This window comes from Pseudomonas sp. B19125 (assembly GCF_044218855.1).
GTDB lineage: Bacteria > Pseudomonadota > Gammaproteobacteria > Pseudomonadales > Pseudomonadaceae > Aquipseudomonas > Aquipseudomonas edaphica.
The window spans coordinates 4,384,366-4,409,512 of sequence record NZ_CP162589.1 but is presented as its reverse complement, the minus strand read 5'-3'; the positions used below and the strand labels follow the sequence as shown (position 1 = coordinate 4,409,512).

Sequence of the window (25,147 nt, the reverse complement as noted above, 5' to 3'; positions counted from 1 at the left end):
CTCTTACAGCGGGTCACTTTTGGCAAACGCCCCAAAAGTAACCAAAAGGTCTTCGCCCCACCACTCGGCACCTCGCTTAGGCTCGGTGTGCCCTCACTCCGGCTTGAATCCGTGGGCCGCCGCGATGGGCCATCCTTGGCCCAGCGCGGCTAACCCGGCGTCCTGCCGGGTTACCCACGGATTCAAGCCTGCGTTCGGCCATCGTGGTTAACGGGGCGCCTCAGATCAAAAGCAAGATCAAGATCTACAGCACGGCGGCCTGAAAGCCGACCTGAGTGGTTGGATCAAAAGCGAAAAGCGGTTTTGCATACACTGAAGAGCTGCTTTTCTGTGGGAGCTGGCTTGCCTGCGATGCAGACACCTCGGTACATCAGACACATCGAGTTGATGCCATCGCAGGCAAGCCAGCTCCCACATTAGACCGAGTATGGCTTTGCTGTTGCTGTTGCTCCGGCTCTTACATCCTTTTCGATGACGAAGTCAGCGGTCTTTTGATCTGCGCTTTTGATCTTGATCTGAAATCGCCCCGTCAAACACGATGGCCGGAATCTGACAGTGATTTGGGGGGTAAACCGGCAGGGATGCCGGTTTAGCCGCGCTGGGCCAAGGATGGCCCATCGCGGCGGCCCCCCAAATCACTGTCGGATTGCGGGCATGCCGAGCCACAGCGAGGCACCGAGTGTTGGGGCGAGGACTTTTTGCTTACTTTTTGGTCCTTCAAAAAGTGAGCCGCTGTAAGAGCGGAACCATAAGCCGCCGTTACCCAAATAATGGATATGCACACAACCCCAACCCCAACCCCAACCCCAACAGCCCCCCAATCCCGACTACCGGCTATTGTCAGAAATTTCCCACAAGAGTACAAATGTACTCCATGACAACCCTGACCCCCCGTCGCACCGCCATCCTGACCTTCATCCGCGACCGTATCGCGCAACAAGGCCAGCCCCCAAGCCTCGCCGAGATCGCCGAGGCGTTCGGCTTTGCCTCGCGCAGCGTCGCTCGCAAACACGTGGTGGCCCTGACCGAAGCCGGCTTCATCGAGGTCAACCCCAACCAGGCCCGTGGCATCCGCCTGCTCAACCAACCGGCGCGTCCCGAATGGCTGGACGTGCCCGTACTCGGCCGTGTCGCCGCCGGCCTGCCCATCGGCGCCGATGCCGAAGTGCACAATCGTCTGCAACTCGACCCCGCCACTTTCGCCAAAACCCCGGATTACCTGCTGCGTGTGCAGGGCGATTCGATGATCGAAGACGGCATCCTCGACGGTGATCTGGTGGGCGTACGCCGCAGCGTCGAAGCCTTGAACGGGCAGATTGTGGTGGCGCGCCTGGACGGCGAAGTCACCATCAAACGCTTTGAGCGCCACGGCGAGCAGGTGCGCCTGCTGCCGCGCAACCCCGCGTATCAACCGATTGTGGTCGGGCCGGATCAGGACCTGGCCATCGAAGGGGTGTTCTGCGGCCTGGTGAGGCAAGGTTGATGGGCGCCGTCGTTGCTCTGGATACGCTGTTCAATGGCGGCCGCGTCTGGAAAGGCCGGCCCGCTGTGCCACCGGCCAGCGTGCACCCCACTGGGCTGGCGGCGCTGGACGCGGTGTTGCCCACGGGCGGTTGGCCGGAGTCGGCGCTGAGTGAAATCCTGATGGCGAAGGAGGGCGTTGGCGAGCTGCAATTGGTGTTGCCAACCCTGGCCCGCTTATCAACGGCGGGCGAGCGGATTGTGCTGGTGGCGCCGCCCTACACGCCGTACCCCCACGCCTGGCAGAACGCCGGGGTGGATTTGCGCCAGCTTTCGGTGATCCAGGCCGAGGCGCGCGACGTGTTGTGGGCGGTGGAGCAGTGCCTGCGTTCGGGCAGTTGCGGCGCGGTGCTGTGCTGGCCGCGCAAGGCCGATGACCGCGCCTTGCGGCGCTTGCAGGTGGCGGCCGAGACCGGGCAAACCCTGGCGTTTGCCTGGCGCGCTTTGAGCGAGGCGGTCAATTCATCGCCCGCCGCCTTGCGCCTGGCCGTCGAGGCAAAACCTGCGCAAGTGCGGGTGCTCAAGTGCCGGGGCGGCTTGGCCCACCCGGCGCCGATAGCACTGGCGGGGCACTGAGGTTGCCATGCGCTGGGTGTGTATTGTCTTCCCGCAATTGGCGCTGGACGGGGTGCAGCGTGTGCACCCTGAGCCGGATCAACCGTTGGTACTGCTGGCCGGCACACCGCAGCGCCGCGTGCTGCAAACCGTCAATGCCGCCGCCCGCGCCTTGGGCCTGCGATCAGGTCAATCGCTGACGGCCGCGCATGCCCTGGCCAAAACCTTTGCCAGCGCCGAATACGACCCCGCCGAAATCGAGCGCTGGCAGCAGTTCCTCGCCGCCTGGGCCTACCGTTTCAGCTCTCAGGTCAGCGTGTATTACCCGCGTGCGTTGCTGTTCGAGATCGAGTCGAGCCTGGGCCTGTTCGGGCCGTGGCCGCAGTTCGAGGCGCGCTTGCGCCAGGAGTTGACCGAATTGGGCTTTCGCCACCGTATCGTCGCTGCGCCCAACCCGGCGGCGGCGCGGGTGCTGGCGAATATTTATGATGGTTTGGCGATCGGCGAGGACGCCTTGCAGCAGGCTCTGGCGCCACTGCCTATCGACCGCGCCGGTCTTGACCCGCAGACGTCCACGGCCTTGTCACGCATGGGCCTGCGTACGTTGGCCCAGGTGCAGGCGTTGCCTCGGCACACCCTGGCGCGACGCTTTGACGCCGGCTTGCTCAAGCACCTGGATGCCCTGAGCGGGCAGCGCCCACTGGCCCTGGCGTTTTACCAGCCGCCGGATCAGTTCGACGTGCGCATCGAGCTGAATTTCGACGTGCAATCCCACCAGGCGCTGCTGTTCCCGTTACGGCGCCTGACCGGTGACTTGTCCGCCTTCCTCTGCGGGCGCGACAGTGGCGTGCAGCGCTTCGACTTGCACCTGGAACACGCCCAGGCGCCCGACAGTGTGATCAAGGTCGGCCTGCTCAGTGCCGAGCGCGAACCGTCGATGCTGTTCGAACTGGCCCGTGGCCGCCTGGAACAGGTGCAAGTCACCTCTCCGGTGCGCGGGTTCCGCCTGGTGGCCCAGGACCTGCCGGTGTTTGTACCGCAACGCCAGGACCTGTTCGACGATCGCCCGCAACAAACCTTGCCTTGGGAGCAACTGCGCGAACGCCTGCGCGCACGGCTTGGCGATGAGGCCGTACAAAGCCTGCGCTTTCATGCCGACCACCGCCCCGAATGTGCCTGGCAGGCGAGCGCCGACAGCCGTGCGTGCCCGACCTTGCACAAAGTGCAGCGCCCCGGCTGGTTGCTGACTGAACCGACCTTGCTGGCCGAGCAGGGCGTGCAGATCCTGATGGGCCCGGAACGCATCGAATCCGGCTGGTGGGACGGCGCCGATATCCGCCGCGACTATTACCTGATCCGCACCCGTGCCGGCCAGCAAGGCTGGGCCTATCGCTGTGTGGGGCAGAACGACGGGCTGTGGCTGCAAGGCTGGTTCGCATGAGCTATGCCGAGCTGCATTGCCTGTCCAATTTCAGTTTCCAGCGCGGCGCGTCCAGTGCGCTGGAGCTGTTCGAACGTGCCAAGCGCCAAGGCTACAGCGCCCTGGCGATCACCGACGAATGCACCTTGGCGGGCATCGTGCGAGCCTGGCAGGCGGCGAAGGCGGTGGATTTGCCGCTGATTATCGGCAGTGAAGTGCGCATCGAAAACGGCCCGAAACTGGTGTTGCTGGTCGAAGACCTCAGCGGCTATCAACACCTGTGCCGCCTGATCACCCTGGCTCGCCGCCGCGCCGAAAAAGGCCGTTACCGCCTGCTGCACGCCGACTTCGAACAACCGATGCCCGGCCTGCTGGCGCTGTGGGTGGCCGAAGACAGCGACACCCAGGCCACCCTCCAATGGCTGCAACACACCTTCGCCGAACGCCTGTGGCTGGCGGTGCACCTGCACTGCGGTCAGGACGATGCGCGCCATTTGCAGCAGCGCCTGGCCCTGGCCGCCAGCCTGCAGATCCCGGCGGTGGCCTGCGGCGATGTACACATGCATGCGCGCGGGCGCCGGGCCTTGCAAGACACCATGACCGCGATCCGTCATCACGTGCCGGTGGCCGAAGCCGGCACGCGCCTGCACCCCAATGGCGAGCGGCATTTACGCAGCCTCGACGCGCTGGCAGCGTTGTACCCGCAAGCGCTGCGTGATGAAACCCTGGCCATCGCGAAACGTTGCACCTTTGATCTCAGCCAGTTGCGCTACCACTACCCACGCGAACTGGTGCCCGCCGGCCATGATGCCCAATCCTGGCTGCGCACCGTGACCGAGGAAGGCATTGCCCAGCGCTGGCCACACGGTGTTGACGCCAAGACCTTGCAGCAGATCAACAAGGAATTGCAGTTGATCAGCGACCTCGGTTACGAAAGCTACTTCCTGACGGTGCACGACATCGTGCGCTTCGCCCGCAGCCGTTCGATCCTGTGCCAGGGCCGTGGCTCGGCCGCCAACTCGGCGGTGTGTTTTGCCTTGGGCATCACCGAAATCGACCCAAGCCTGACGGATATGCTGTTCGAACGCTTCCTGTCCAAGGAGCGCAATGAACCGCCGGATATCGATGTGGACTTCGAACATGAACGCCGCGAGGAAGTGCTGCAGTACGTGTTCCAACGCTACGGCCGCACCCGCGCGGCGTTGACGGCGGTGGTCAGCAGTTATCACGCATCCGGCGCGGTGCGTGATGTGGCCAAGGCCCTCGGTTTGCCGCCGGACCAGATCAACGCGCTGGCCGACTGTTGCGGACGCTGGAGTGAAGATGCGCCGCCGCTTGCGCGCCTGCGCGAAGGCGGCTTCGACCCGCAAAGCCCGATCCTGCGGCGTGTGCTGACATTGACTCAACAACTGATCGGCTTTCCCCGGCACTTGTCCCAGCACCCTGGCGGTTTTGTGATTTCCGAATACCCGCTGGACACCCTGGTGCCGGTGGAAAATGCCGCCATGGCCGAGCGCACCATTATCCAGTGGGACAAGGACGACCTCGACGCCGTCGGCCTGCTCAAGGTGGATATCCTCGCGTTGGGCATGCTCAGCGCGATACGCCGTTGCTTCGACTTGCTGCGCCGCCATCGCAACCGCGATCTGGCGTTGGCGACGATCCCCAAGGAGGACCCGGCAACCTACGCAATGATCAGCAAGGCCGACACCATCGGCGTGTTCCAGATCGAGTCGCGGGCACAGATGTCGATGCTGCCCAGGCTCAAGCCGCAGAACTTCTATGACCTGGTGATTGAGGTGGCGATTGTGCGGCCTGGGCCGATCCAGGGCGGCATGGTGCATCCGTACCTGCGGCGCCGGAATAACGAAGAGCCCACCACTTATCCATCGCCGGAACTTGAGGCGGTGCTGAAGCGCACCTTGGGCGTGCCGCTGTTCCAGGAACAGGTGATGCAGATCGCCATGGTTGCCGCCGACTATGGCCCCGGCGAAGCCGACCAGTTGCGCCGTTCCATGGCCGCCTGGAAACGCCACGGTGGCCTGGAACCGCATCAGCAGCGTCTGCGCACCGGCATGCTCAAGAACGGCTACAGCGAGGAATTTGCCGCGCAGATTTTCGAGCAGATCAAAGGCTTTGGCAGCTATGGCTTCCCCGAGTCCCATGCGGCCAGTTTTGCCTTGCTGACCTACGCCAGTTGCTGGCTCAAGTGCCATGAACCGGCGGCGTTCGCCTGTGCCTTGATCAACAGCTGGCCCATGGGTTTCTACAGCCCGGACCAGATCCTGCAGGATGCGCGGCGCCATCGCTTGCAGATCCGCCCGGTGGATGTGCTGGCCAGTGACTGGGATTGCAGCCTGGAGCCTGTCGACGGCCAGCAACCGGCGATTCGCCTGGGGTTGCGCATGATCTCGGGGTTTCGTGAGGAGGATGGACGGCGCATCGAGGCGGCGCGCCAGCGTCGTGTGTTCAGTGACATTGCCGACCTGGACGACCGCGCCGGCCTGGATGCGCGGGCCCAGGCGTTGCTGGCGGATGCCGGGGCCTTGCGTGCGCTGGCGGGCAACCGGCACCGGGCACGCTGGGAAGTGGCAGGCGTGCATAAACAGCTGGGGTTGTTCGCGGGCCTGCCGAGCCCCGACGAAGCGGCGGTGCAATTGCCGGCGCCGACGGTTGGCGAAGACTTGCAGGCTGATTACGCCACGGTTGGCACCACCCTCGGCCCGCACCCGCTGGCGTTGCTGCGTGATGAGTTGCGCAAACGCCGCTGCCGCAGCTCTTTGGAGCTGATGGCGGTGGAGCATGGGCGCAATGTCAGCGTCGCCGGTCTAGTGACCGGGCGCCAGCGCCCTGGCACCGCCAGCGGCGTGACCTTTGTGACGCTGGAAGATGAATTCGGCAACCTCAATGTGGTGGTCTGGCGCGACCTGGCAGAACGCCAGCGCCTGGCGCTGGTCGGCTCGCGGTTGCTCAAAGTCGACGGGCGCTGGGAGGCGGTGGGTGAGGTGCGGCACCTGATTGCCGGGCGTCTTACCGACCTGACGCCGCTGCTGGAAGGCATTCATGTGCGCAGCCGGGATTTTCATTGAGGGCAGTGGTTTTTGTCGCCATTACCTCCTAACTTATAACAAGTGAAACCATCCGCCGCTGGCGCGCTCCAAAACGTTGCAAATACCCTCTCTTTGCACAGAGCCAACCGATGCAATTTTTATCCAACCCCTACGGCTGTGAAGGCTGGTCCGGTGAAATGGCCCAGCGTATCCGTGCTTTCGATTGGTCCGCCACGGATCTTGGCCCGATTGACACCTGGAGCGCCAGCCTGGCCTGCAACGTGCAGATGATGCTGGCCTCGCCCGTGCCGATGGTGATGCTGTGGGGGCGGGCGGGCTACATGATCTACAACGACAGCTATTCGGTGTTTGCCGGCGGTCGGCATCCGTACTTGCTCGGCACGCCGGTGGAGCTGGGCTGGCCGGAGGTGGCCGAGTTCAATCGCCACGTGGTCGACACCTGCCTGGCGGGCGGCACCTTGACGTTTAACAACAAAGACCTGGTGTTGTTGCGTAACGGCAAGCCGGAAACCGTCTGGCTGGACCTCTATTACAGCCCCGTCGCCGGGGACAATCAGCAGCCAGCCGGGGTGTTGGCGATTGTGGTGGAAACCACCGAGCACGTGCATTCCGAGCGCCTGCGCCAGGAACTCACCCATAACCTGGAGCAACGCGTCGCCGCCGAAGTGCAAGCGCGTTCCGCCGCCGAAGATCAGTTGCGCCAATCCCAGAAGCTTGAAGCCATCGGCGGCCTGACCGGCGGCGTGGCCCATGACTTCAATAACCTGCTGCAAGTGATCGCCGGCAACCTGCACCTGCTGGCCCGGAATGAGCCGGACAACCCCCAGGTGCAGCGCCGGGTCACGGCGGCCATTGCGGCGGTGGAGCGCGGCGCCAAGCTGTCCTCGCAACTGTTGGCGTTTGCGCGTCGCCAGCCGTTGTCGCCAGCGGTGTACAACCCGCAACGCATCTACGCCGGTTTAGGCGAACTGCTGCAACGGGCGTTGGGTGAGACCATTCATATCGACGTGCAACTGCCCCAGGATTCCTGGTGCATCAATGTCGACCGTAACCAATTGGAAAACGCGCTGCTCAACCTGGCGATCAATGCCCGCGATGCCATGCAAGGCGAAGGCGTGATTCGCATCAGCGGCGAAAATATCATCCTCAACCCGGGCGATTGCATCGGTAAAAGCATCAAGCCCGGTGAATACGTGCGTTTGGCAGTGACCGACACCGGTGTCGGCATGCCCCAGGAGGTGCTCAAGCGTGCGTTCGAGCCGTTCTTCACCACCAAGCGCGAAGGGCACGGCACCGGCCTGGGCCTGAGCATGGTGTTCGGGTTTGTGCGCCAAAGCGGCGGGCATGTGGAGGTGTGGAGCGAGGAGGGCAAAGGCTCGGTAGTGCAGATGTATTTCCCCCACAGCCTGGAACCCGAATGTGGTGAGGTCGACACCGAGCAGGCGACTCACAGCGGCGGCCAGGAAACCATCCTGGTGGTCGAGGACAACGAAGGCGTGCGCCTGACCGTGGTCGAGTTGCTGCAGCAATCGGGCTACACGGTACTGACCGCCGAAGACGGTGACCGGGCCATGCAAACCCTGCAAAACGGCGTGCAGCCGGACCTGATCTTTACCGACGTGGTGATGCCCGGCCGGGTCAAAAGCACCGACCTGGCCGACTGGGCGCGCGTGCAGCACCCGCCGGTGGCGGTGCTGTTCACCTCCGGGCACACCCGCGACATTCTTTCCAGCAATCATTTGCTGAGCTCCGACATTCATCTGCTGAGCAAGCCCTACAGCCCCGAAGCCCTCACGCAACGGGTGCGCAGCGTGCTCACCGCCAGACAAGGTTGCCCATGACGTCACAGCGCAACATCCCCCCGATCACCGCCCAGCGCCCAGGCTTTGTACGCGTGCGCGGCGCCCGCGAACACAACCTGCGTAACGTCGATGTAGACATTCCCCGGGATGCCCTGGTGGTGTTTACCGGCGTATCGGGTTCGGGCAAATCATCCCTGGCGTTTTCCACGGTGTATGCCGAGGCTCAGCGCCGCTATTTCGAATCGGTGGCGCCCTATGCGCGGCGCCTGATTGACCAGGTCGGCGTACCCAATGTGGACGCTATCGAAGGCTTGCCCCCGGCCGTGGCCCTGCAACAGCAGCGCGGCACGCCGAGTGCACGCTCGTCGGTGGGCAGCGTCACTACCTTGTCGAGCCTGATCCGCATGCTGTATTCGCGTGCCGGCAGTTATCCGCCGGGGCAGGCGATGCTGTACGCCGAGGACTTTTCACCGAACCTGCCCCAGGGCGCCTGCCCGCACTGCCACGGTTTGGGCCGCGTGTATGAGGTGACCGAGGCGCTGATGGTGCCGGATCCGTCCTTGACCATTCGCCAGCGTGCGGTGGCGTCCTGGCCCTTGGCGTGGCAGGGGCAGAACCTGCGCGACATCCTTGTGACCCTGGGCTATGACGTGGACATCCCGTGGCGCGACCTGCCGAAAAAGCAGCGCGACTGGATTCTGTTTACCGAAGAAACCCCGACCGTGCCGGTGTACGCAGGCTTCACCCCACAGCAAACCCGCGACGCGTTGAAACGCAAGCTGGAGCCGAGCTACCAGGGCACGTTCAGCGGTGCGCGGCGCTATATCCTGCACACCTTCAGCCATACCCAAAGCGCACTGATGAAAAAGCGCGTGTCGCAGTTCATGCAGGGCAGTGCGTGCCCGGCGTGTGAGGGCAAGCGGCTGAACAAGGCGGCGCTGTCGGTGAAGTTTGCCGGGGTGGACATCGGCGCGCTGTCGCAACTGTCGCTGGCGCAGTTGGCCGAGCTGCTGCGCCCGGTGGCGGCGGGGCAGGACAAAATGAAGCTGTCGGTGGAAAAGCGCCTTGCCGCTCAGCGTATCGCCCAGGACTTGCTGGAGCGGGTCAGCACCCTCACCGAGTTGGGCCTGGGCTATCTGTCCCTGGAGCGCAGCACGCCTACATTGTCATCCGGGGAATTGCAGCGCCTGCGCCTGGCCACCCAGTTGGGCTCGCAGCTGTTCGGCGTGATCTATGTGCTGGACGAGCCCTCGGCAGGCCTGCACCCGGCGGATGGCGAAGCATTGTTTACTGCGCTTGAGCGTTTGAAAGCGGCCGGCAATTCGTTGTTTGTGGTGGAACATGACCTGGAAACCATGCGCCGCGCCGACTGGCTGATCGACGTGGGCCCGGCGGCCGGTGAGCACGGCGGGCAAGTGTTGTACAGCGGTCCGCCTGCCGGTTTGGCGGATGTGCAGGCCTCGCAGACGCGCGAGTATTTGTTTGCCGAACGGCGCGTTTGCAGCACGACGCGACGTGAGCCGTCGGGGTGGCTGAAGCTTGAAGGCGTGACGCGTAATAACCTCAAGGACCTAAGCGTGGATTTCCCGCTGGGTTGCTTTACGGCGGTGACGGGTATTTCCGGCTCGGGCAAGTCCAGTCTGGTCAGCCAGGCGCTGTTGGAACTGGTGGGCACGGGCTTGGGTCGTGTGCTGGAAAGCGACGAAGAACCGAGCCTTGAAGATGATGCCCCGCAAAGCAGTGGTGGGCGGATCAGCAGCGGTTTGGAACAGATTCGACGTTTGGTGCAGGTGGACCAGAAGCCCATCGGCCGCACGCCGCGTTCTAACCTGGCGACTTACACCGGGTTGTTCGATAACGTGCGCAAATTGTTTGCGGCAACACCGGCGGCCAGGAAGCGTCATTTCGATGCCGGGCAGTTCTCGTTCAACGTTGCCAAGGGCCGTTGCCCCCATTGCGAGGGGGAAGGGTTTGTCAGTGTCGAGTTGCTGTTTATGCCCAGCGTGTATGCGCCGTGCCCGACGTGCCATGGTGCGCGTTATAACCCTGAGACGTTGGCGATTAAGTGGCAAGGCTTGAGCATTGCCCAGGTGCTGGGGTTGACGGTGGAGCAGGCGGTCGAGGTGTTTGCCGAGCAGCCTGGGGTGTTGCGTTCGTTGCAAGTGTTGCGGGATATCGGTTTGGGGTATCTGCGTCTGGGGCAGCCGGCGACCGAGCTGTCCGGCGGTGAGGCGCAGCGGATCAAGTTGGCGACCGAGTTGCAACGTAATGCCCGGGGCGCGACGTTGTATGTGTTGGATGAGCCGACTACGGGTTTGCATCCTCGGGATGTGGACCGTTTGCTGAGTCAGCTTAATCATCTGGTGGACGCGGGGCACACGGTGGTTGTGGTGGAGCATGAGATGCGCGTGGTGGCCCAGGGGGATTGGGTGATTGATATTGGGCCGGGGGCTGGGGATTTGGGCGGGAAGGTGGTGGCTCATGGTACGCCGCAGAAGGTCGCCAAAAGCAAAGCCAGCCGTACTGCAGCGTTTCTGGCGCGGGAGTTGGTGTAAGTTTCAACGCCGATTAATTGTGGGAGCTGGCTTGCCTGCGATGGCGGTTTGTCGGTGTACATATCCGTTATTCGGGTAACGGCGGCTTATGGTTCCGCTCTTACAGCGGGTCACTTTTGGCAAACGCCCGGAATGCCGGCCCAGCCAAAAGTAACCAAAAGGTCTGTGCCCCACCACTCGGCACCTCGCTTAGGCTCGGTGTGCCAGAACGAAGGCTTGAATCCGTGGGCCGCCGCGATGGGCCATCCTTGGCCCAGCGCGGCTAACCCGGCGTCCTGCCGGGTTACCCACGGATTCAAGCCTGCGTTCGGCCATCGTGGTTAACGGGGCGTCTCAGATCAAAAGCAAGATCAAGATCAAGATCAAGATCAAGATCTACAGCACGGCGGCCTGAAAGCCGACCTGAGTGGTTGAAGCAAGAGCCAGATCAAGTGCAAGGCAAAAGCCTATCTACCTGATGCCGCGGGGTCTAAATGTGGGAGCGCATGCAGTTTTGAATATGAGATCGACTGCGGATTTGCATGCACTGAAGAGCTGCTTTTCTGTGGGAGCTGGCTTGCCTGCGATGCAGACACCTCGGTATATCAGGCACACAGAGTTGATGCCATCGCAGGCAAGCCAGCTCCCACCTTTGACCGAGTATGGCTCTGCTGTTGCTGTTGCTCCGGCTCTTACATTCTTTTCGATGACGAAGTCAGCGGTCTTTTGATCTGCGCTTTTGATCTTGATCTGAAATCGCCCCCCCAAATCACTGGCGGATTGCGGGCATGCCGAGCCACAGCGAGGCACCGAGTGTTGGGGCGAGGACCTTTTGGTTACTTTTGACTGGGCCGGCATTCCGGTCCTTGCAAAAGTGAGCCGCTGTAAGAGCGGAACCATACGCCGCCGTTACCTAAATAACGGATATGCCCCCTCAACGCCCAGTCAGTCGAATCTGCTCCTTGGCCTGCTTCACCACATTCTCCACCGTAAACCCGAACTTTTCCTGCAACTTGGCCAACGGCGCCGACGCGCCAAAACTGTTCATCACCACTTTAGCGCCAGTCTGCCCAACATAGCGGTCCCAACCCAGCGGGCCTGCCTGTTCCACCACCACACGGGCTTTTACCGCGGGTGGCAAGACACTGTCGCGATACGCCTGATCCTGGTCTTCAAACAATTCCCAGCTGGGCATCGACACCACCTGAGCGGCAATGCCCTCAGCTTTCAACTGCTCATAAGCCACCACCACAAGGCTCACTTCACTGCCGGTCGCCAACAGCAGCACCTCAGGCTTATCGGCACCCGCCAACACATAAGCGCCTTTGGCCGCTCCGGACGCCGCCGCATATTTTGTGCGATCCAAGGTCGGCAACGCCTGGCGCGACAACACCACGCAGCTCGGCCGATGGGTTTGTGCCAGGGCCACCTTCCACAGTTCCAGCGTTTCGTTGGCATCGCCGGGGCGCAAGGTCAGCAACCCCGGCGTGGCGCGCAGTTGTGTCAGGTGCTCGACGGGCTGGTGCGTCGGGCCGTCTTCACCCACGCCAATCGAGTCATGGGTAAATACGAACACTACTGGCAATTCCATGATTGCCGCCAGGCGGATCGGCGGTTTCATGTAGTCGCTGAACACCAGGAAGGTCGAGGTGTACGGCCGCAGGTAGGACAGCGCCATGCCATTGGCAATCGCGCCCATGGCGTGCTCGCGGATGCCGAAGTGCAGGTTGCGCCCGCTGTAGTCATCGGCACTGAAACGCCCGGCGCCGTCGAAGGTGAGGTTGGTCTTGGTTGATGGCGACAAGTCCGCCGAGCCGCCCAGCAGCCAGGGTATTTGTTGTGCGAAGGCATTCAGCACCTCGCCGCCGGCGGCGCGGCTGGCGATGCCCTTGGCGTCGGTGTCGAAGCGGGGCAGTTCGTCCTGCCAATGCTCCGGCATTTCGCCGGCGCGCATGCGGCGCAATTCATCGGCCAGTTCCGGTTCGTACTGCTCCAACTGCGCCAGGTGTTGCTGCCAGGTTTCATACAGCGGCTGGCTGCGTTCCAGCAGCGCATCGCGCAGCACCGTGCGGGTGTCGTCGGGCACCAGGAAGCTGGAATCCTGCGGCCAGCCGTAGGCCTCTTTGGTCAGGCGGATTTCTTCCTCGCCCAATGGCTCGCCATGGGCGGCGGCGGTGTTGTGTTTGTGTGGTGAGCCGTAGCCGATCACGCTGTCGACCACAATCAGGGTTGGCGCGCCGGTGTTGGCCTGGAAGGTTTCCAGCGCTGCGCTCAGGGCTTGCAGGTCGTTGGCATCGGTGACGTGCAAGGTGTGCCAGCCATAAGCCTGGAAGCGCTTGATCACGTCTTCGCTGAACGCCAGCTCGGTGTGGCCTTCGATGCTGATGGTGTTGTTGTCGTAGATCCAGCACAGGTTATCGAGCTTTAAGTGCCCGGCCATCGACGCCGCTTCGCTGCTGATGCCTTCCATCATGTCGCCATCACCGCACAGGGTGTAGACGTTGTAGTCGAACAGCACCTGGCCGTCGCGGTTAAAGCGTTTGCCCAGCCAGCGTTCGGCCATGGCTATGCCGACGCTGTTGGCACAGCCCTGGCCCAGCGGGCCGGTGGTGGTTTCCACGCCGGTGGTCATGCGGTACTCGGGGTGGCCGGGGGTCTTGGAACTCATCTGCCGGAACTGCTTGATGTCGTCCAGGCTGATCGCCGGCTGGCCGGAGCGCTTGCCGTGGGCATCAATCTCGACCACACCGGCCAGGTGCAGCAGCGAATACAACAGCATCGAGGCGTGCCCCACCGACAAGACAAAGCGGTCGCGGTTAGGCCAATCCGGATGTTCGGGGTGGTAACGCAGGAAGCGGCTCCACAGCGTGTAGCCCACCGGAGCCAGGCCCATGGGCGTGCCGGGGTGGCCGGAGTTGGCCTTTTGCACGGCATCCATGGCCAGGGTGCGAATGGTGTTGATGCATTGGGTGTCGACAGCAGTGGCAGCGTGAGTCATGAAACCGTTCTCCCTCGGGTGGCGATCTACAGTGGAGGGCAGGGCACGGCAAAGGTTTGATCCCATCATGCGCATTACGACGAACGGGACCGCCTTGACCCAAGACATGACAAGACCCCTTGGAATGGGCTAGTTTCAAGGCGTAGGCCATTGATCAACTTGCGGAGGTACTCCATGCCAGTGAAACACGACCTGTATCAGGATTTGGGTTTGAGCAAGGAAGAGGTCGACGGGCGTCGGGCGAAAAATCCCCATTTGAACGCGCTGTTTGATAAGTACAACACCGTCGATGAGCAGGTGGTGAGCGCCGAAAAGGCATCCGGTAGTGATGAGGCGTTGAAGAAGCTGAAGGATAAACGCCTGTTGGTTAAAGACGAGATCAGGGACTTGCTGCAATAAAACGTCCTACAGGACGCGGACATATTTGTTCAGAATTGTCTGAGCGACAGCCGGCGTTTCACTGCTTATGATGCCGGCCGTCCACCCGGCTCTGGGGACTGTTGCGGCGCAAGGATTGCGCTGCTGAGCCGGGCGGGCATCCTATTTCATGCACGCAGCGCCTGGATGCATTCATCCATGGAGCGCTGCTGCGTCTCGGCATACAGCTTCAATTCATCAATCGTCCGGCGGCCCAGCGCCTGCTCGAATTGAGCCTGGTTCGAATGGGCTGTGTAGTGACTTTGCGCCGCATCGCCCAGGTTCGACTGGAAAATCCCCGCCGCACTCACCGGCAGAAAATCCTCATATACCAAAGGCTCCACCGCCACGTGCCCGGCCGCCATCAAGGCCTCCAACGTTTGCGGCTGACCGGCCTGGCCGCGTGCCGCCAAGCCTTGCTCGGTGACGAAGTAGCGGAAATACGCCAGTTCCTGTTCACGCATCTGCGCGTGGTTATCGGGGAAGGCCTGGAAGTGTTGCGCCATCAATTCGACGTAACGTGCAGCGTTGCCCTCATTCGGGAAGGCGCCCAGTTCGTCGCGCGCCGCGTTCAGCAACTGGTCGTACAGGGCGCGACCCTTTGGCGTCAACGCCACACCCCGTTGTTCTATTTCGCCGAAACGCGCGCTGTGGCTGCCTTTTGCGTCGGTAAACGCGATGGGCTCGTCGAGCGCCTTGAAGCTGGTCTGACGCAGCAGGATCGGGCACTGGCGACGTGGCGGACCTTCGATCACGGCTTTGGGCGTGATGCCTTTGCCGGGCATCGCGGCCTGCACCTGATCGATGTCCAGAGTACGTGGGGTCAGGTGATTGATATGCGGACCTTTGAACGCCACCACGTCGGCGATCAGGCGATGCTGGTCGCTCAATTGCTGGTATTGGGCGCCGGTCACGGTGGCGGTGTGGTGCCAGCGAAAGGTTTCCAAAGCCTCGCGGATAAAGGCTTGGGCATCCGCCGCGTTAAGGCCACCGTCGCGTTCGGCTTGCTCGATCAGCGCCAAGGCGCCAGGGGTGAAAATCGAGCGTTTGGCCAGGGCGCTTTCGGCGAAGGCGCGCAGCTCGAGGTTTTCGATCAGTTCCAGGCGTAGCAAGGACGTAAAGACGCGGAACGGGCTGGCCTGCAGCGCCTGTTCATGCACAGCGCGAAAGGCGGTGGAATGCACCGGCACACCGGCGGGTGTGAGGTCGTAATAGCCCACCGGCTGCATGCCCATCACCGCAAACAGACGGCCGATGGTGACCAGCTCATGGGCGGTGCCCAGGCGGATGGCGCCGTGGCGTTCCATGGCCAGGCGCTCCATTTCACCGGTGCGCTGCAGTTGTTTGGCCAGGCCGGAATCACTGTCCAAAACCCGCGTGTTGGTCTCGGCCACCAACTCCATCAGCGCGCCATAAAGCGGAACTTCATCTCGGTACATGTCGGACATGGCCCTGGAAAAGTCTTTGCGAATCTCGTCGGGGCTGACATACGCGGCACTTGGCATAGAAAAATTCCTGAACACGGTGGTGAGGGTGCGGCCTTTCTCTGGATTCTGTTGGGCTTTAAGGGGGCTGGCAAACGAAGAATCCTCAGGACTTCATTCTGCAAATGAATGAAATGACATGAATATGACAAAAATCGGCGCCAGGAAAATTTCATTTTCACGGGTACTTTCCTAACTAATTCTTCACGAGGCGCGCCCCGGTCCTCATGAAACAATCGTTACGTTTGTAGGGATGAAAACGCCGTTTGCACACAACGCACATAAAAAAATGTTTAGGGGCCGTTACACATGAAAATTTCTACACTGGCGTTATCCATCACCGCAGCGTTGCTCGCGCAACACGCGTGCGCTGATGACTTCGGGCTCGGTTCTCTGGGCACGGGCACGGGGCACAGCGGTTTTCTTGAAGACAGCCATGCGGCTGTCAGCTCGCGGACCATGTACTACAGCGCCGACAACCGTTCGGGCACCAACAACGATCTGCGCGAAGCCGCGACCTTGCTGCGTTTTGACTACAAATCCGGCTACACCCAAGGCACCCTTGGCGTCGGTTTTGACGTAATGGCGTTCGGCGCCTTGCGTCTGGACGGTGGCGACGGCCACGCCGCAGGCCCGGGCCTGGCGGGTAACGGCAACAGCTTCTTCCCGACCAAAAACAACGGCACTGAACCCGCCGACAGTTTCAGTCGCGCTGCGGGTAACGTGAAATTCCGTATTTCCCAGACCGAGTTGCACGTTGGTGGCGGTTTGGCCCCGGTGTTGCCTATTCTGGTTTCCAACGACAGCCGTGTGGCGCCGCAGACCTTCGACGGCGGCATCCTGACCTCCAACGACATCCCCAACGTGACCTTCACCGGTGGTGAGCTCAACCGTGCCGAAGGCCGTGCTTCCAGCAACTCCACGGGCTTGAGCGTTGCCGGCGGTACCCGCGACAGCGACAGCTTCAAGTTCGGCGGTGTGGACTACAAACCGTTTGGCTCGTCCGACAACGCCATCGCTAAAAACCTGACGTTGCAGTACTACTACGCCGACCTGCAGGACTTCTACAAACAGAACTACTTCGGCCTGGTTCACGTGCTGCCATTGGGCAATGACCAATCGTTCAAGACTGACCTGCGTTATTTCGACAGCACCAGCGACGGCAAAAACGGTGACGCCGGCTACCAGTTCAACAACAACGGCGGCTACGCCAAGCACGCCGGTGAAGTGGACAACAAAACCTACAGCGCCGCGTTCACTTACCAGTTGGGCGGCAGCAGCCTGATGCTCGGTCACATCGGTGTGAGCGATGACGGCGGCTTCGTCTGGGTCAACCAGGGCAGCATCGCTGATCCAAACGCACAAGGCGCGGGCGGCAGCGACTTCTACCTGTTCACCGACGCCGTGGTGGGCCAGTTTTCCCGCGCGGGCGAGCAGGTCAATTTTGGCCAGTACTCCTACGACTTCAAGGCCCTTGTGCCAGGCTTGAAAGCCTCCGTGGCGTACCTGGACGGCACGGGCATCAAGTCCAAAGTGGCCGGTGGTTCGGATCAGAAAGAAAACGAAACCGACTTCCGCCTGGACTACGTGGTGCAGCAAGGCCCGCTCAAAGGCTTCGGCACCACCTTCCGTACTGGTACTTACAAAGGTCACAACACCGGCACTGCGGACCAGGACCAGACGCGCCTGATCTTCAACTACACCTACGCGATCTTCTAAGCTCGCGCCGCCACAAACGGAGGCCGCCTAGTCAGCGGCCTCTTTTTTTGCGCGCGCGAACACGACTTCATGTGCATCCGCGCACGGATGGGTTCTACACTGCCCCCACTGTGTCAGTGATGGAGGACCCAATGACGGCCACGCCCGCAACCAACATCCTTGCAACCCTTGAAGGCCAGCGCCTGGCCGCCGAAGACGCCGAGCGCTGGCGCGAGTGGGGCCCGTATCTGAGTGAACGCCAATGGGGCACGGTGCGCGAAGACTACAGCGCCGACGGCGATGCCTGGGCCTACTTCCCCCACGAACACGCCCGCAGCCGCGCCTACCGTTGGGGCGAGGACGGCCTGGCCGGCTTCAGCGACAAGGCGCAACGCTGGTGCCTGGGCTTGGCGCTGTGGAACGAGCGTGACAGCATCATCAAGGAGCGCCTGTTCGGCCTTAACAACGCCGAGGGCAACCACGGCGAAGACGTCAAGGAGCTGTACTTTTTTGTCGACGGCGTGCCCAGCCATGCCTATATGCGCATGCTCTACAAATACCCGCATGCGGCGTTTCCCTACGCCGACCTGATCGCCGAAAACGCCCGCCGTGGGCTTGAGGATGCCGAGTACGAAGTGCTCGACACCGGCGTATTCGAAGACAACCGCTACTGTGATGTAACGGTCGAATACGCCAAGCATCAGCCCGATGATATTTTCATGCGCGTCACCGTGCACAATCGCGCGGACCAGCCGACGCGTGTGCAGGTGCTGCCCCAACTGTGGGCGCGTAATGACTGGAGCTGGACCTTTGACGCGCCCAAGCCGCAGTTGCGCCTGGACGGTGAACGGGTGCTGGCCCGGCATCATGAGCTGACCGATCGCCATCTCAGCGCCTGGGGCGAGGACGGCCTGGAGTGGCTGTTCTGCGAAAACGAAAGCAACTTCCCCAAGCTCGATGGGCAACCGGCGCAGGGGCCGTTCAAGGACGGCATCAACGACTACGTGGTGGGCGGCGCAGACTCGGCAATCCGTCGCGACACGGGCACCAAGGTCGCCGCGCGTTTCAGCCTCGAACTGGCGGGCCAGCAGAGCAAAACCCTGTACCTGCGGTTTGCGCCGGTGGACGCGCCTGAGGTCAATGCACGCAAGCTGTTCGAGCTGCGTCGCCAGGAGGCGGACGACTTCTACGCCGCCCTGCAGCAAGGCATTGCCGATGCTGACGCGCGCAATGTACAGCGCCAGGCCCTGGCCGGGTTGGTGTGGTCCAAGCAGCTCTACTACTTTGATGTAAACCAGTGGCTCGACGGCGACCCGGCCCAACCCGCGCCGCCGCCCGAGCGCCTGCACATCCGCAATACCCATTGGCGGCACTTGTCGAACTTCGACATCCTGTCCATGCCCGACACCTGGGAGTACCCGTGGTACGCCTCCTGGGACCAGGGCTTCCAGGCCGTAGCGATGGCGCTGATTGATCCGGGGTATGCCAAGCAACAGTTGTTGTTGCTGGTCAAAGACCGTTTTATGCACCCCAATGGCCAGTTGCCGGCGTATGAATGGCGTTTCGACGACGCCAACCCGCCGGTGCATGCCTGGGCCAGTTGGCGCGTGTATCAGCAGGACAAGGCGCTGACCGGCGTGGGTGACATGGATTTCCTCGAGCGGATTTTCCACAAGCTGCTGCTGAATTTTTCCTGGTGGGTCAACCGTAAGGACGCCGAGGGCCGCAACCTGTTTCAGGGCGGCTTTTTGGGCCTGGACAACATCGCCTTGTTCGACCGCTCGGCCACCTTGCCGCCCGGCTACCAGCTGGATCAGGCCGACGGCACCGCGTGGGTCGCCGCCTATGCCCTGGACCTGATGCGCATCGGCCTGGAACTGGCCAAGCGCAATGGGGTGTACGTGGATATCGCTGTGAAGTTTTTCGAGCACTTCCTGTACATCGCCGGTGCGATCAACCGTGTCGACGACAGCGCCGAAGGCTTGTGGGATGAGCAGGACCAGTTCTTCTACGATGTGCTGCACCGCCCGGACGGCCAGAGCGAGCCGGTGCGCCTGCGCTCCATCGTCGGCCTGATGCCGTTGTTTGCCGTGTTGGTGCTGGAGCAACGCGAGCACGAAGGCCTGCAAGGCTTGCGTGAGCGGCTGCTGGGCTTTATGAAACACCGGCCGGACCTGGCCAAGCTGGTGTCGCGCTGGAACGAACCGGGGCAGGGCAACCGCCTGTTGCTCGCCTTGCTGCGCGGCGAGCGCACCAAGGACCTGCTGCGGCGCATGCTCGATGACCAGGAGTTTTTGTCGACGTTTGGCGTGCGCTCATTATCCAAGGCCTTTGCCGAGCAGCCGCTGGCGCTGAAGATGAACGGCGACACCCTGTGCGCGCGCTACCAGCCCGGCGAGTCCGACTCACGCTTGTACGGCGGCAACTCCAATTGGCGCGGGCCGTTGTGGATGCCGGTGAACTACATGCTGATCGAATCGCTGCGCGAGTTTCACCGCTACTACGCGGATAACTTCTCGGTGGAGTACCCGACGGGCAGTGGTTATCTGGCGTCCCTGGAAGAAGTGGCCGACAGCCTCAGCCAACGTTTGACCCGCTTGTTTTTGCGCGATGAAGATGGCCTGCGCCCGTCGATGGCGGGCTATGCGCAATTGGAAGCGGACCCGGCCAGTCGCGATCTGGTGTTGTTCCATGAGTATTTCCATGGCGAAACCGGGCGTGGCCTGGGGGCGTCGCATCAGACCGGGTGGAGTGCGTTGGTGGCGTTGCTATTGCAGCCGAAAATCTAAGCTGCACCACTGGTTTGCATTTCTGTGGGAGCTGGCTTGCCTGCGATAGCGGTGTATCAGCCACACACGGGTGGGCTGACCCACCGCTATCGCAGGCAAGCCAGCTCCCACATTGAAACGACATCGCTTGCGAACTGGCCGGCAAAAAATTCCCGCCACCAAAAGGTCTGAATCAGGTAAATTCGCCGCCCCTTCAGACAAGGATGTAGACGATGGCGAATGTTATCGCGCGGGTTGGCAGTGCAGGCCTATTGGGGGTATTGCTGCTCACCTGCGGTGTGTTCATGACTTCACTGTATTCCCGAGAAAGCGCCGCGGCCCCGCTGATGATGCATTGCCGCGAATGCGAGAAAGGTGACGACACCTTCGATGCAACAAAGTGGTTCAGCAGCGGCATGTACCGCCTTGAAACGGATATTGTTCCCAACCCGATGCGGTCGATGACTCGCACTCATCCGGTGGTCTTCAAGGCCAAGGACAATGACCAACTGGTCGAGGCCGCGCTGCGTGGAATCAGCGATGTGCTCCCATCCTTCGATTCCCGCACGTTTGAAGCACAGTGGCCCGTGTTAACCAAGCGCGTACGTTATAGCTACAGCTTTTTTATGGCACCTGATGAACCCCGGGACCTCTATGACATGTACTTGCAAGTGGGCAAATACAAGCTGGTGATCGTGGTTGGGCTTGACGTCAATACCGGTGAAATCACCGCCGAGTATGAAGGGCGTGTGATTCGTGAAAACGATGGTAATGACCCTGCGTACATGGACACGTTCGAAGAAATGGATAACGCCAACACCCGCTGACCGGGAGGCTGGCTGAACGAAAAATCCCGCCGAAAGGCGGGATTTTTTTTGAGCGCGGCGTTATCAGGCCGGGAACAGCTCGCTCAGTTTCATGGCCAGCATCATGTCGCCTTCGGTGCGCAGCTTGCCGCTCATGAAGGCCTGCATGCCGTCGGTCTCGCCGCTGACGATGCCTTCCATGGTTTCGCCGTCGGTCACCAGGGTAACCTGGGCGTCAGGGTTTTCGCCTTCCAACAGTTCGCAGGTGTTGTTCTTGACTACCAGCGAGAAGTTCTGGGTGTCGTCGATACGGAAACCGAACACCAGGTCCAGGCCGTCGGCAGCGCCTGGGTTGAATTTGGCTTTCATTGCTTCTACAGCTTTGGCTACGTCAGTCATGGTTTCGATCCTTTAAGGTAGAGTCCAGTGACCTTGGGGTCACGGTTGGCCGCAATTCATCGGAATGTGATGAGCTGCGGCGCCTTCAACAGTTGCAAGTGGGTATGACTGTTGAAGGAAGCCAGTGCCACCTCGCGACCACGGAATTTAAGCTGGTTGAGCGAGGTGTTAACAATTTGCCAGTTCAGTTCAAAGGCCTGTGCGGCAGGCATTCGGGTAATCAGGTGGAGCAGGGCGGTAATGGTGCCGCCGGAAGTAAACACGGCGATCTTGTCGGTGTTCTCGGCTGCTTCCAGGATGCGTTGCAGGCCGCCCTGCACACGTTCCACGAAACCCAGCCAGCTTTCCAGACCGGGCGGGTCGTAGGTGCCGGCCAGCCAGCGCTCGATGATCAGGGCGAAAATGCGCTGGAACTCACTGCGGTTTTGCGCAGCGTTGCGCAGGATATCCAAGGCGTGAGGCTCGGTGGTCAGCAGGTCGGGGAGCAGGGTGCGGATGATCGCTTCGCCGTCGAATTCGTTGAAGGCCGGGTCGATTTCCAGTGCTGGGGCTGACAGGCCGAGGGCACGGTATTGATCGAATGCGGCGGAGGCAGTGTGCTGCTGGCGACGCAGGTCGCCAGACAGGCAGCGGTCAAACGTCAGGCCCAGGTCGGCCAGGTGGCGACCGAGTACTTGCGCTTGCTCTACGCCGACGGGCGACAGGACGTCATAGTCGTCTGCACCGAAGGAGGCCTGGCCATGTCGAATCAGATAGATGCTGCCCACGTCCGTTTTCCCGGTACGTTGAAAGTCTGGCGAGGTTATGAGGATGGCAGGGAGCTGTCAATGAAAAAACATACGCTTGTTTTAAAAGTGCGTTAGAGGCCGACTGCTGGCGGTTTGAGCACTGGTCCGAAGGCGGTGCCGTCGGTATGCTGGGGCCATCCGCGCCTGGCGCCGTGCTTTTTTAAGGAGACATATGGATTTTTTGGCCGAATACGCGAGCTTTCTGGCGAAGACCGTCACCCTGGTGGTCGCTATTCTGGTGGTACTGATCAGTTTCGCCGCGTTGCGCAGCAAGGGGCGGCGCAAATCCGCCGGCCAATTGCAGGTCAGCAAGCTCAATGATTTCTACAAAGGCCTGCGTGAGCGCCTCGAGTCGAGCCTGCTCGACAAGGACCAGCTCAAGGCCCTGCGCAAATCCGAAAGCAAGACCGAAAAGAAGAACAGCAAGAAGAAACCCGAGGCCAAGCCACGGGTATTTGTGCTGGATTTTGACGGCGACATCAAGGCCTCGGCCACCGAGAGCCTGCGCCATGAAATCACCGCGCTGCTGAGCCTGGCCACGCCGAAAGACGAAGTGGTGCTGCGCCTGGAAAGCGGCGGCGGCATGGTGCACAGCTATGGTCTGGCCTCGTCGCAGCTGGCGCGTATTCGTCAGGCCGGCGTGCCGTTGACCGTGTGCATCGACAAGGTTGCGGCCAGCGGCGGCTACATGATGGCGTGCATTGGCGAGAAGATCATCAGCGCACCCTTTGCCATCCTCGGCTCCATTGGCGTGGTGGCGCAGCTGCCCAACGTCAATCGCCTGCTGAAAAAGCACGACATCGACTTTGAAGTGCTGACCGCCGGTGAATACAAACGCACCCTCACCGTGTTTGGCGAAAACACCGAGAAGGGGCGGGAGAAGTTCCAGGAAGACCTGGACATCACCCATCAGTTGTTCAAGAACTTTGTGTCGCGCTATCGCCCGCAGTTGGCAATCGATGACGTCGCGACCGGAGAAGTGTGGCTGGGTGTTGCAGCGCTCGACAAACAGTTGGTCGATGAACTGCAAACCAGCGACGAATACCTGGCGACCAAGGCCAAGACGGCCGAGGTGTTCCACCTGCACTACGCCGAGCGTAAAAGCCTGCAAGAACGCGTGGGCCTGGCGGCCAGCGGCTCGGTGGACCGTGTATTGCTGACCTGGTGGAGCCGGTTGACCCAGCAGCGGTTCTGGTAACCCACATCTGAAGACCCAGGTGATCCATGTGGGAGCGGGCTTGCCCGCGATGGCGGTGGCATAGGCAACATAGTTGTCGGCTGATACACCGTAATCGCGGGCAAGCCCGCTCCCACATTTTAGTTTTGCGCCAGGGCGGGTATCGGCTTTCGCATCAACGTCCCCACCACCAATGCCCCCAGCAACCCCAACAACCCCGCCACCCACAACACCCCGCTGAACCCACCCACAAACGCCTGTCGGGCCAATGGCTGCACCATCGCCCGCGCCGGTTCCGGCAGCAAGCCCATCGCCGCCGGCATATCCCCGGCCACAACTCGCGACGCAATCCCCGCCACCTGCGCCTGCCATTGCGGGTCGACACTTGTGCTCAGCAACTGCTCACTATGGCTGCTCAGCAACGCCCCATACACGCCGATGGCCAACATGATCGCGCTGAAACGCATGGTGGTACTCATGCCCGACGCCATGCCCGCGCGGTCACGTGGCACGCAGGCCATGATGTTTTTCTGCGTGTCGCCATTGAGCAGGCCCGCACCGGCGCCCGTCACCGCAATCGCCAGCGCGAAGGGCAGATAACCGCCCGCATTGACCGCCCAGGCGCTTAACAGGTTGCCGCAGCCCACCAGAATCAAACCGGTTGCCATCATCGTTGCAGGCGCAAAGCGTCCGGCCAGCCGTGCACCGATGCGTGGGCAAATAAGCATGGTCAGGGCAAACGGCAACATACCCAGACCCGACGCTATGGCCGAAAACCCCAGACCGTTTTGCAGATAAAACGGCAGCAACGTCATCATCACCTGAGCGCACCCGGCGTAGGCAAACATCCCCAGCAGCGCGCCGATAAAACGCGGGTGCCGGAACAGTTGCAAGTCGACCATAGGCCGCTGCTGCACACGTTCGACCAGCACAAACACCGCCAGCAACACTGCGCCGCCAATCAGGCGCGCGTAGGTCAGCGCGCTGTCCCAGCCGATGCGATTGGCCTCGATCAAACCCCAGATCAGGCACAGCAGGCTGGCACTGAAGGCCAGGCTGCCCCACGGGTCCAGGCGTGCCGATTGAGTGTCGCGTGATTCGGGAATCGCCCGCAGCGCCAACGCCATCAACCCCAGGCCCACGGGCAGGTTGAGGTAGAAGATCCAGCGCCAGCCCAGGTACTGGGTGATCACGCCGCCCAGTGTCGGCGCGGCGGTCATCGCCACGCCCATGCAGGCACCCCAGAACGCCCAGGCTTTGGCACGCTCTACTTCATCGTGAAAGGTGTGGCCGATGGAGGCCAGGGCAGCGGTCAGCAGCAAGGCTGCGCCGACACCTTTGACGGCGCGGGCGATGTCCAGGAGCAACGCATTCGGTGCAGCGCCACAGCCCAGCGAGGCGAGGATGAAAATGCTCAAGCCCCAGATCAGCGACCGCTTGCGACCAAAGCGGTCGGCGATGCTGCCGGCGGGCAGCAATAACGCGGCGAACGCCAGCATGTAGGCGCTGACCACCCACTCGATATCGGCGAAATTCGCACCCAGGTCGCGCGCAATACTTGGCAGGGTGACGGCGACGATATTGGTGTCGAGCACAATCAGCGAGCAGACGCCGGAGGCGGTCAGCAGGGTGAGGCGCGGGCTGACCCGGCTCATGTCTTGATTGCCTTACAGGTAATGTTGGAAAGACAGTTGACGTGCATCGCAAGG

The 25,147-nt window shown here is 61.8% G+C and carries 16 protein-coding genes; 11 read left to right on the top strand and 5 right to left on the bottom strand.

Translation table 11 applies throughout. The annotated features are described in order from the left end of the window. Positions 1-865: 865 nt before the first annotated feature. The 6 genes from lexA to uvrA all read left to right on the top strand — a co-directional run bounded on the left by lexA (position 866) and on the right by uvrA (position 10,924). Positions 866-1,483 (top strand): transcriptional repressor LexA, encoded by a 618-nt coding sequence (gene lexA / locus AB4P96_RS19700; RefSeq protein WP_058422526.1) that lies wholly within the window; start codon positions 866-868, stop codon positions 1,481-1,483. After that, a complete protein-coding gene (gene imuA / locus AB4P96_RS19695) occupies positions 1,483-2,097 on the top strand; it encodes a translesion DNA synthesis-associated protein ImuA (protein ID WP_017135401.1) in 615 nt (204 codons plus the stop codon). Before lexA ends, imuA begins: the two co-directional genes overlap by 1 nt. A 7-nt stretch (positions 2,098-2,104) precedes the next feature. Beyond that, complete coding sequence (locus AB4P96_RS19690) at positions 2,105-3,517, top strand: DNA polymerase Y family protein (RefSeq protein ID WP_017135400.1); 1,413 nt, start codon at positions 2,105-2,107, stop codon at positions 3,515-3,517. Continuing rightward, on the top strand, positions 3,514-6,585 hold the full coding sequence (locus AB4P96_RS19685; protein WP_395599963.1) for an error-prone DNA polymerase: 3,072 nt from the start codon (positions 3,514-3,516) through the stop codon (positions 6,583-6,585). The genes AB4P96_RS19690 and AB4P96_RS19685 overlap by 4 nt, the downstream gene beginning before the upstream one ends. Positions 6,586-6,695: 110 nt before the next feature. Beyond that, positions 6,696-8,408: an ATP-binding protein gene (locus tag AB4P96_RS19680; protein ID WP_099548156.1), complete on the top strand. Its 1,713-nt coding sequence runs from the start codon at positions 6,696-6,698 to the stop codon at positions 8,406-8,408. Further along, positions 8,405-10,924 (top strand): excinuclease ABC subunit UvrA, encoded by a 2,520-nt coding sequence (gene uvrA, locus AB4P96_RS19675; protein WP_395599962.1) that lies wholly within the window; start codon positions 8,405-8,407, stop codon positions 10,922-10,924. Before AB4P96_RS19680 ends, uvrA begins: the two co-directional genes overlap by 4 nt. Positions 10,925-11,837: 913 nt before the next feature. On the opposite strand, the gene tkt is transcribed toward uvrA, so the two are convergent. Further along, the gene (gene tkt, locus AB4P96_RS19670; protein ID WP_395599961.1) at positions 11,838-13,901 is read right to left on the bottom strand and encodes a transketolase; all 2,064 of its coding nucleotides are present in this window, start codon (positions 13,899-13,901) and stop codon (positions 11,838-11,840) included. 174 nt (positions 13,902-14,075) lie between these two features. On the opposite strand from tkt, the gene AB4P96_RS19665 reads away from it, so the two are divergent. Beyond that, a complete protein-coding gene (locus AB4P96_RS19665; protein ID WP_056860349.1) occupies positions 14,076-14,300 on the top strand; it encodes a DUF465 domain-containing protein in 225 nt (74 codons plus the stop codon). A gap of 146 nt (positions 14,301-14,446) precedes the next feature. On the opposite strand, the gene AB4P96_RS19660 is transcribed toward AB4P96_RS19665, so the two are convergent. Continuing rightward, the gene (locus AB4P96_RS19660; RefSeq protein ID WP_169987633.1) at positions 14,447-15,823 is read right to left on the bottom strand and encodes a VOC family protein; all 1,377 of its coding nucleotides are present in this window, start codon (positions 15,821-15,823) and stop codon (positions 14,447-14,449) included. A 288-nt stretch (positions 15,824-16,111) separates the two neighbouring features. Here AB4P96_RS19660 and AB4P96_RS19655 point away from each other — a divergent pair, with 288 nt between their 5' ends. From AB4P96_RS19655 to AB4P96_RS19645, 3 genes are all read left to right on the top strand, one after another. Continuing rightward, the gene (locus AB4P96_RS19655; RefSeq protein WP_169987635.1) at positions 16,112-17,521 is read left to right on the top strand and encodes an OprD family outer membrane porin; all 1,410 of its coding nucleotides are present in this window, start codon (positions 16,112-16,114) and stop codon (positions 17,519-17,521) included. Positions 17,522-17,652: 131 nt separating this feature from the next. After that, positions 17,653-20,289 (top strand): MGH1-like glycoside hydrolase domain-containing protein, encoded by a 2,637-nt coding sequence (locus AB4P96_RS19650; RefSeq protein ID WP_395599960.1) that lies wholly within the window; start codon positions 17,653-17,655, stop codon positions 20,287-20,289. Between the two features lie 212 nt (positions 20,290-20,501). After that, complete coding sequence (locus AB4P96_RS19645; protein WP_169987639.1) at positions 20,502-21,095, top strand: hypothetical protein; 594 nt, start codon at positions 20,502-20,504, stop codon at positions 21,093-21,095. Between the two features lie 63 nt (positions 21,096-21,158). Here the strand turns inward: AB4P96_RS19645 and AB4P96_RS19640 are convergent, their stop codons facing one another. Continuing rightward, complete coding sequence (locus AB4P96_RS19640) at positions 21,159-21,473, bottom strand: SCP2 sterol-binding domain-containing protein (protein ID WP_395599959.1); 315 nt, start codon at positions 21,471-21,473, stop codon at positions 21,159-21,161. Positions 21,474-21,529: 56 nt separating this feature from the next. Beyond that, a complete protein-coding gene (locus AB4P96_RS19635) occupies positions 21,530-22,240 on the bottom strand; it encodes a histidine phosphatase family protein (RefSeq protein WP_176992014.1) in 711 nt (236 codons plus the stop codon). 193 nt (positions 22,241-22,433) lie between these two features. Between AB4P96_RS19635 and sohB the strand changes: the two genes are divergently transcribed. Further along, entirely contained in the window at positions 22,434-23,459 is a 1,026-nt protein-coding gene (sohB, locus tag AB4P96_RS19630; RefSeq protein ID WP_017135929.1) for a protease SohB, read from the top strand. Between the two features lie 119 nt (positions 23,460-23,578). Here sohB and AB4P96_RS19625 read toward each other — a convergent pair whose 3' ends face one another. Next, complete coding sequence (locus AB4P96_RS19625; RefSeq protein ID WP_395599958.1) at positions 23,579-25,093, bottom strand: MFS transporter; 1,515 nt, start codon at positions 25,091-25,093, stop codon at positions 23,579-23,581. Positions 25,094-25,147: the final 54 nt, after the last annotated feature.

Coding starts and splice junctions, on each gene's coding strand:
- lexA (WP_058422526.1), top strand. CDS start 866: ATGTACTCCATGACAACCCTGACCCCCCGTCGCACCGCCATCCTGACC.
- imuA (WP_017135401.1), top strand. CDS start 1,483: ATGGGCGCCGTCGTTGCTCTGGATACGCTGTTCAATGGCGGCCGCGTC.
- AB4P96_RS19690 (WP_017135400.1), top strand. CDS start 2,105: ATGCGCTGGGTGTGTATTGTCTTCCCGCAATTGGCGCTGGACGGGGTG.
- AB4P96_RS19685 (WP_395599963.1), top strand. CDS start 3,514: ATGAGCTATGCCGAGCTGCATTGCCTGTCCAATTTCAGTTTCCAGCGC.
- AB4P96_RS19680 (WP_099548156.1), top strand. CDS start 6,696: ATGCAATTTTTATCCAACCCCTACGGCTGTGAAGGCTGGTCCGGTGAA.
- uvrA (WP_395599962.1), top strand. CDS start 8,405: ATGACGTCACAGCGCAACATCCCCCCGATCACCGCCCAGCGCCCAGGC.
- tkt (WP_395599961.1), bottom strand. CDS start 13,901: ATGACTCACGCTGCCACTGCTGTCGACACCCAATGCATCAACACCATT.
- AB4P96_RS19665 (WP_056860349.1), top strand. CDS start 14,076: ATGCCAGTGAAACACGACCTGTATCAGGATTTGGGTTTGAGCAAGGAA.
- AB4P96_RS19660 (WP_169987633.1), bottom strand. CDS start 15,823: ATGCCAAGTGCCGCGTATGTCAGCCCCGACGAGATTCGCAAAGACTTT.
- AB4P96_RS19655 (WP_169987635.1), top strand. CDS start 16,112: ATGAAAATTTCTACACTGGCGTTATCCATCACCGCAGCGTTGCTCGCG.
- AB4P96_RS19650 (WP_395599960.1), top strand. CDS start 17,653: ATGACGGCCACGCCCGCAACCAACATCCTTGCAACCCTTGAAGGCCAG.
- AB4P96_RS19645 (WP_169987639.1), top strand. CDS start 20,502: ATGGCGAATGTTATCGCGCGGGTTGGCAGTGCAGGCCTATTGGGGGTA.
- AB4P96_RS19640 (WP_395599959.1), bottom strand. CDS start 21,473: ATGACTGACGTAGCCAAAGCTGTAGAAGCAATGAAAGCCAAATTCAAC.
- sohB (WP_017135929.1), top strand. CDS start 22,434: ATGGATTTTTTGGCCGAATACGCGAGCTTTCTGGCGAAGACCGTCACC.
- AB4P96_RS19625 (WP_395599958.1), bottom strand. CDS start 25,093: ATGAGCCGGGTCAGCCCGCGCCTCACCCTGCTGACCGCCTCCGGCGTC.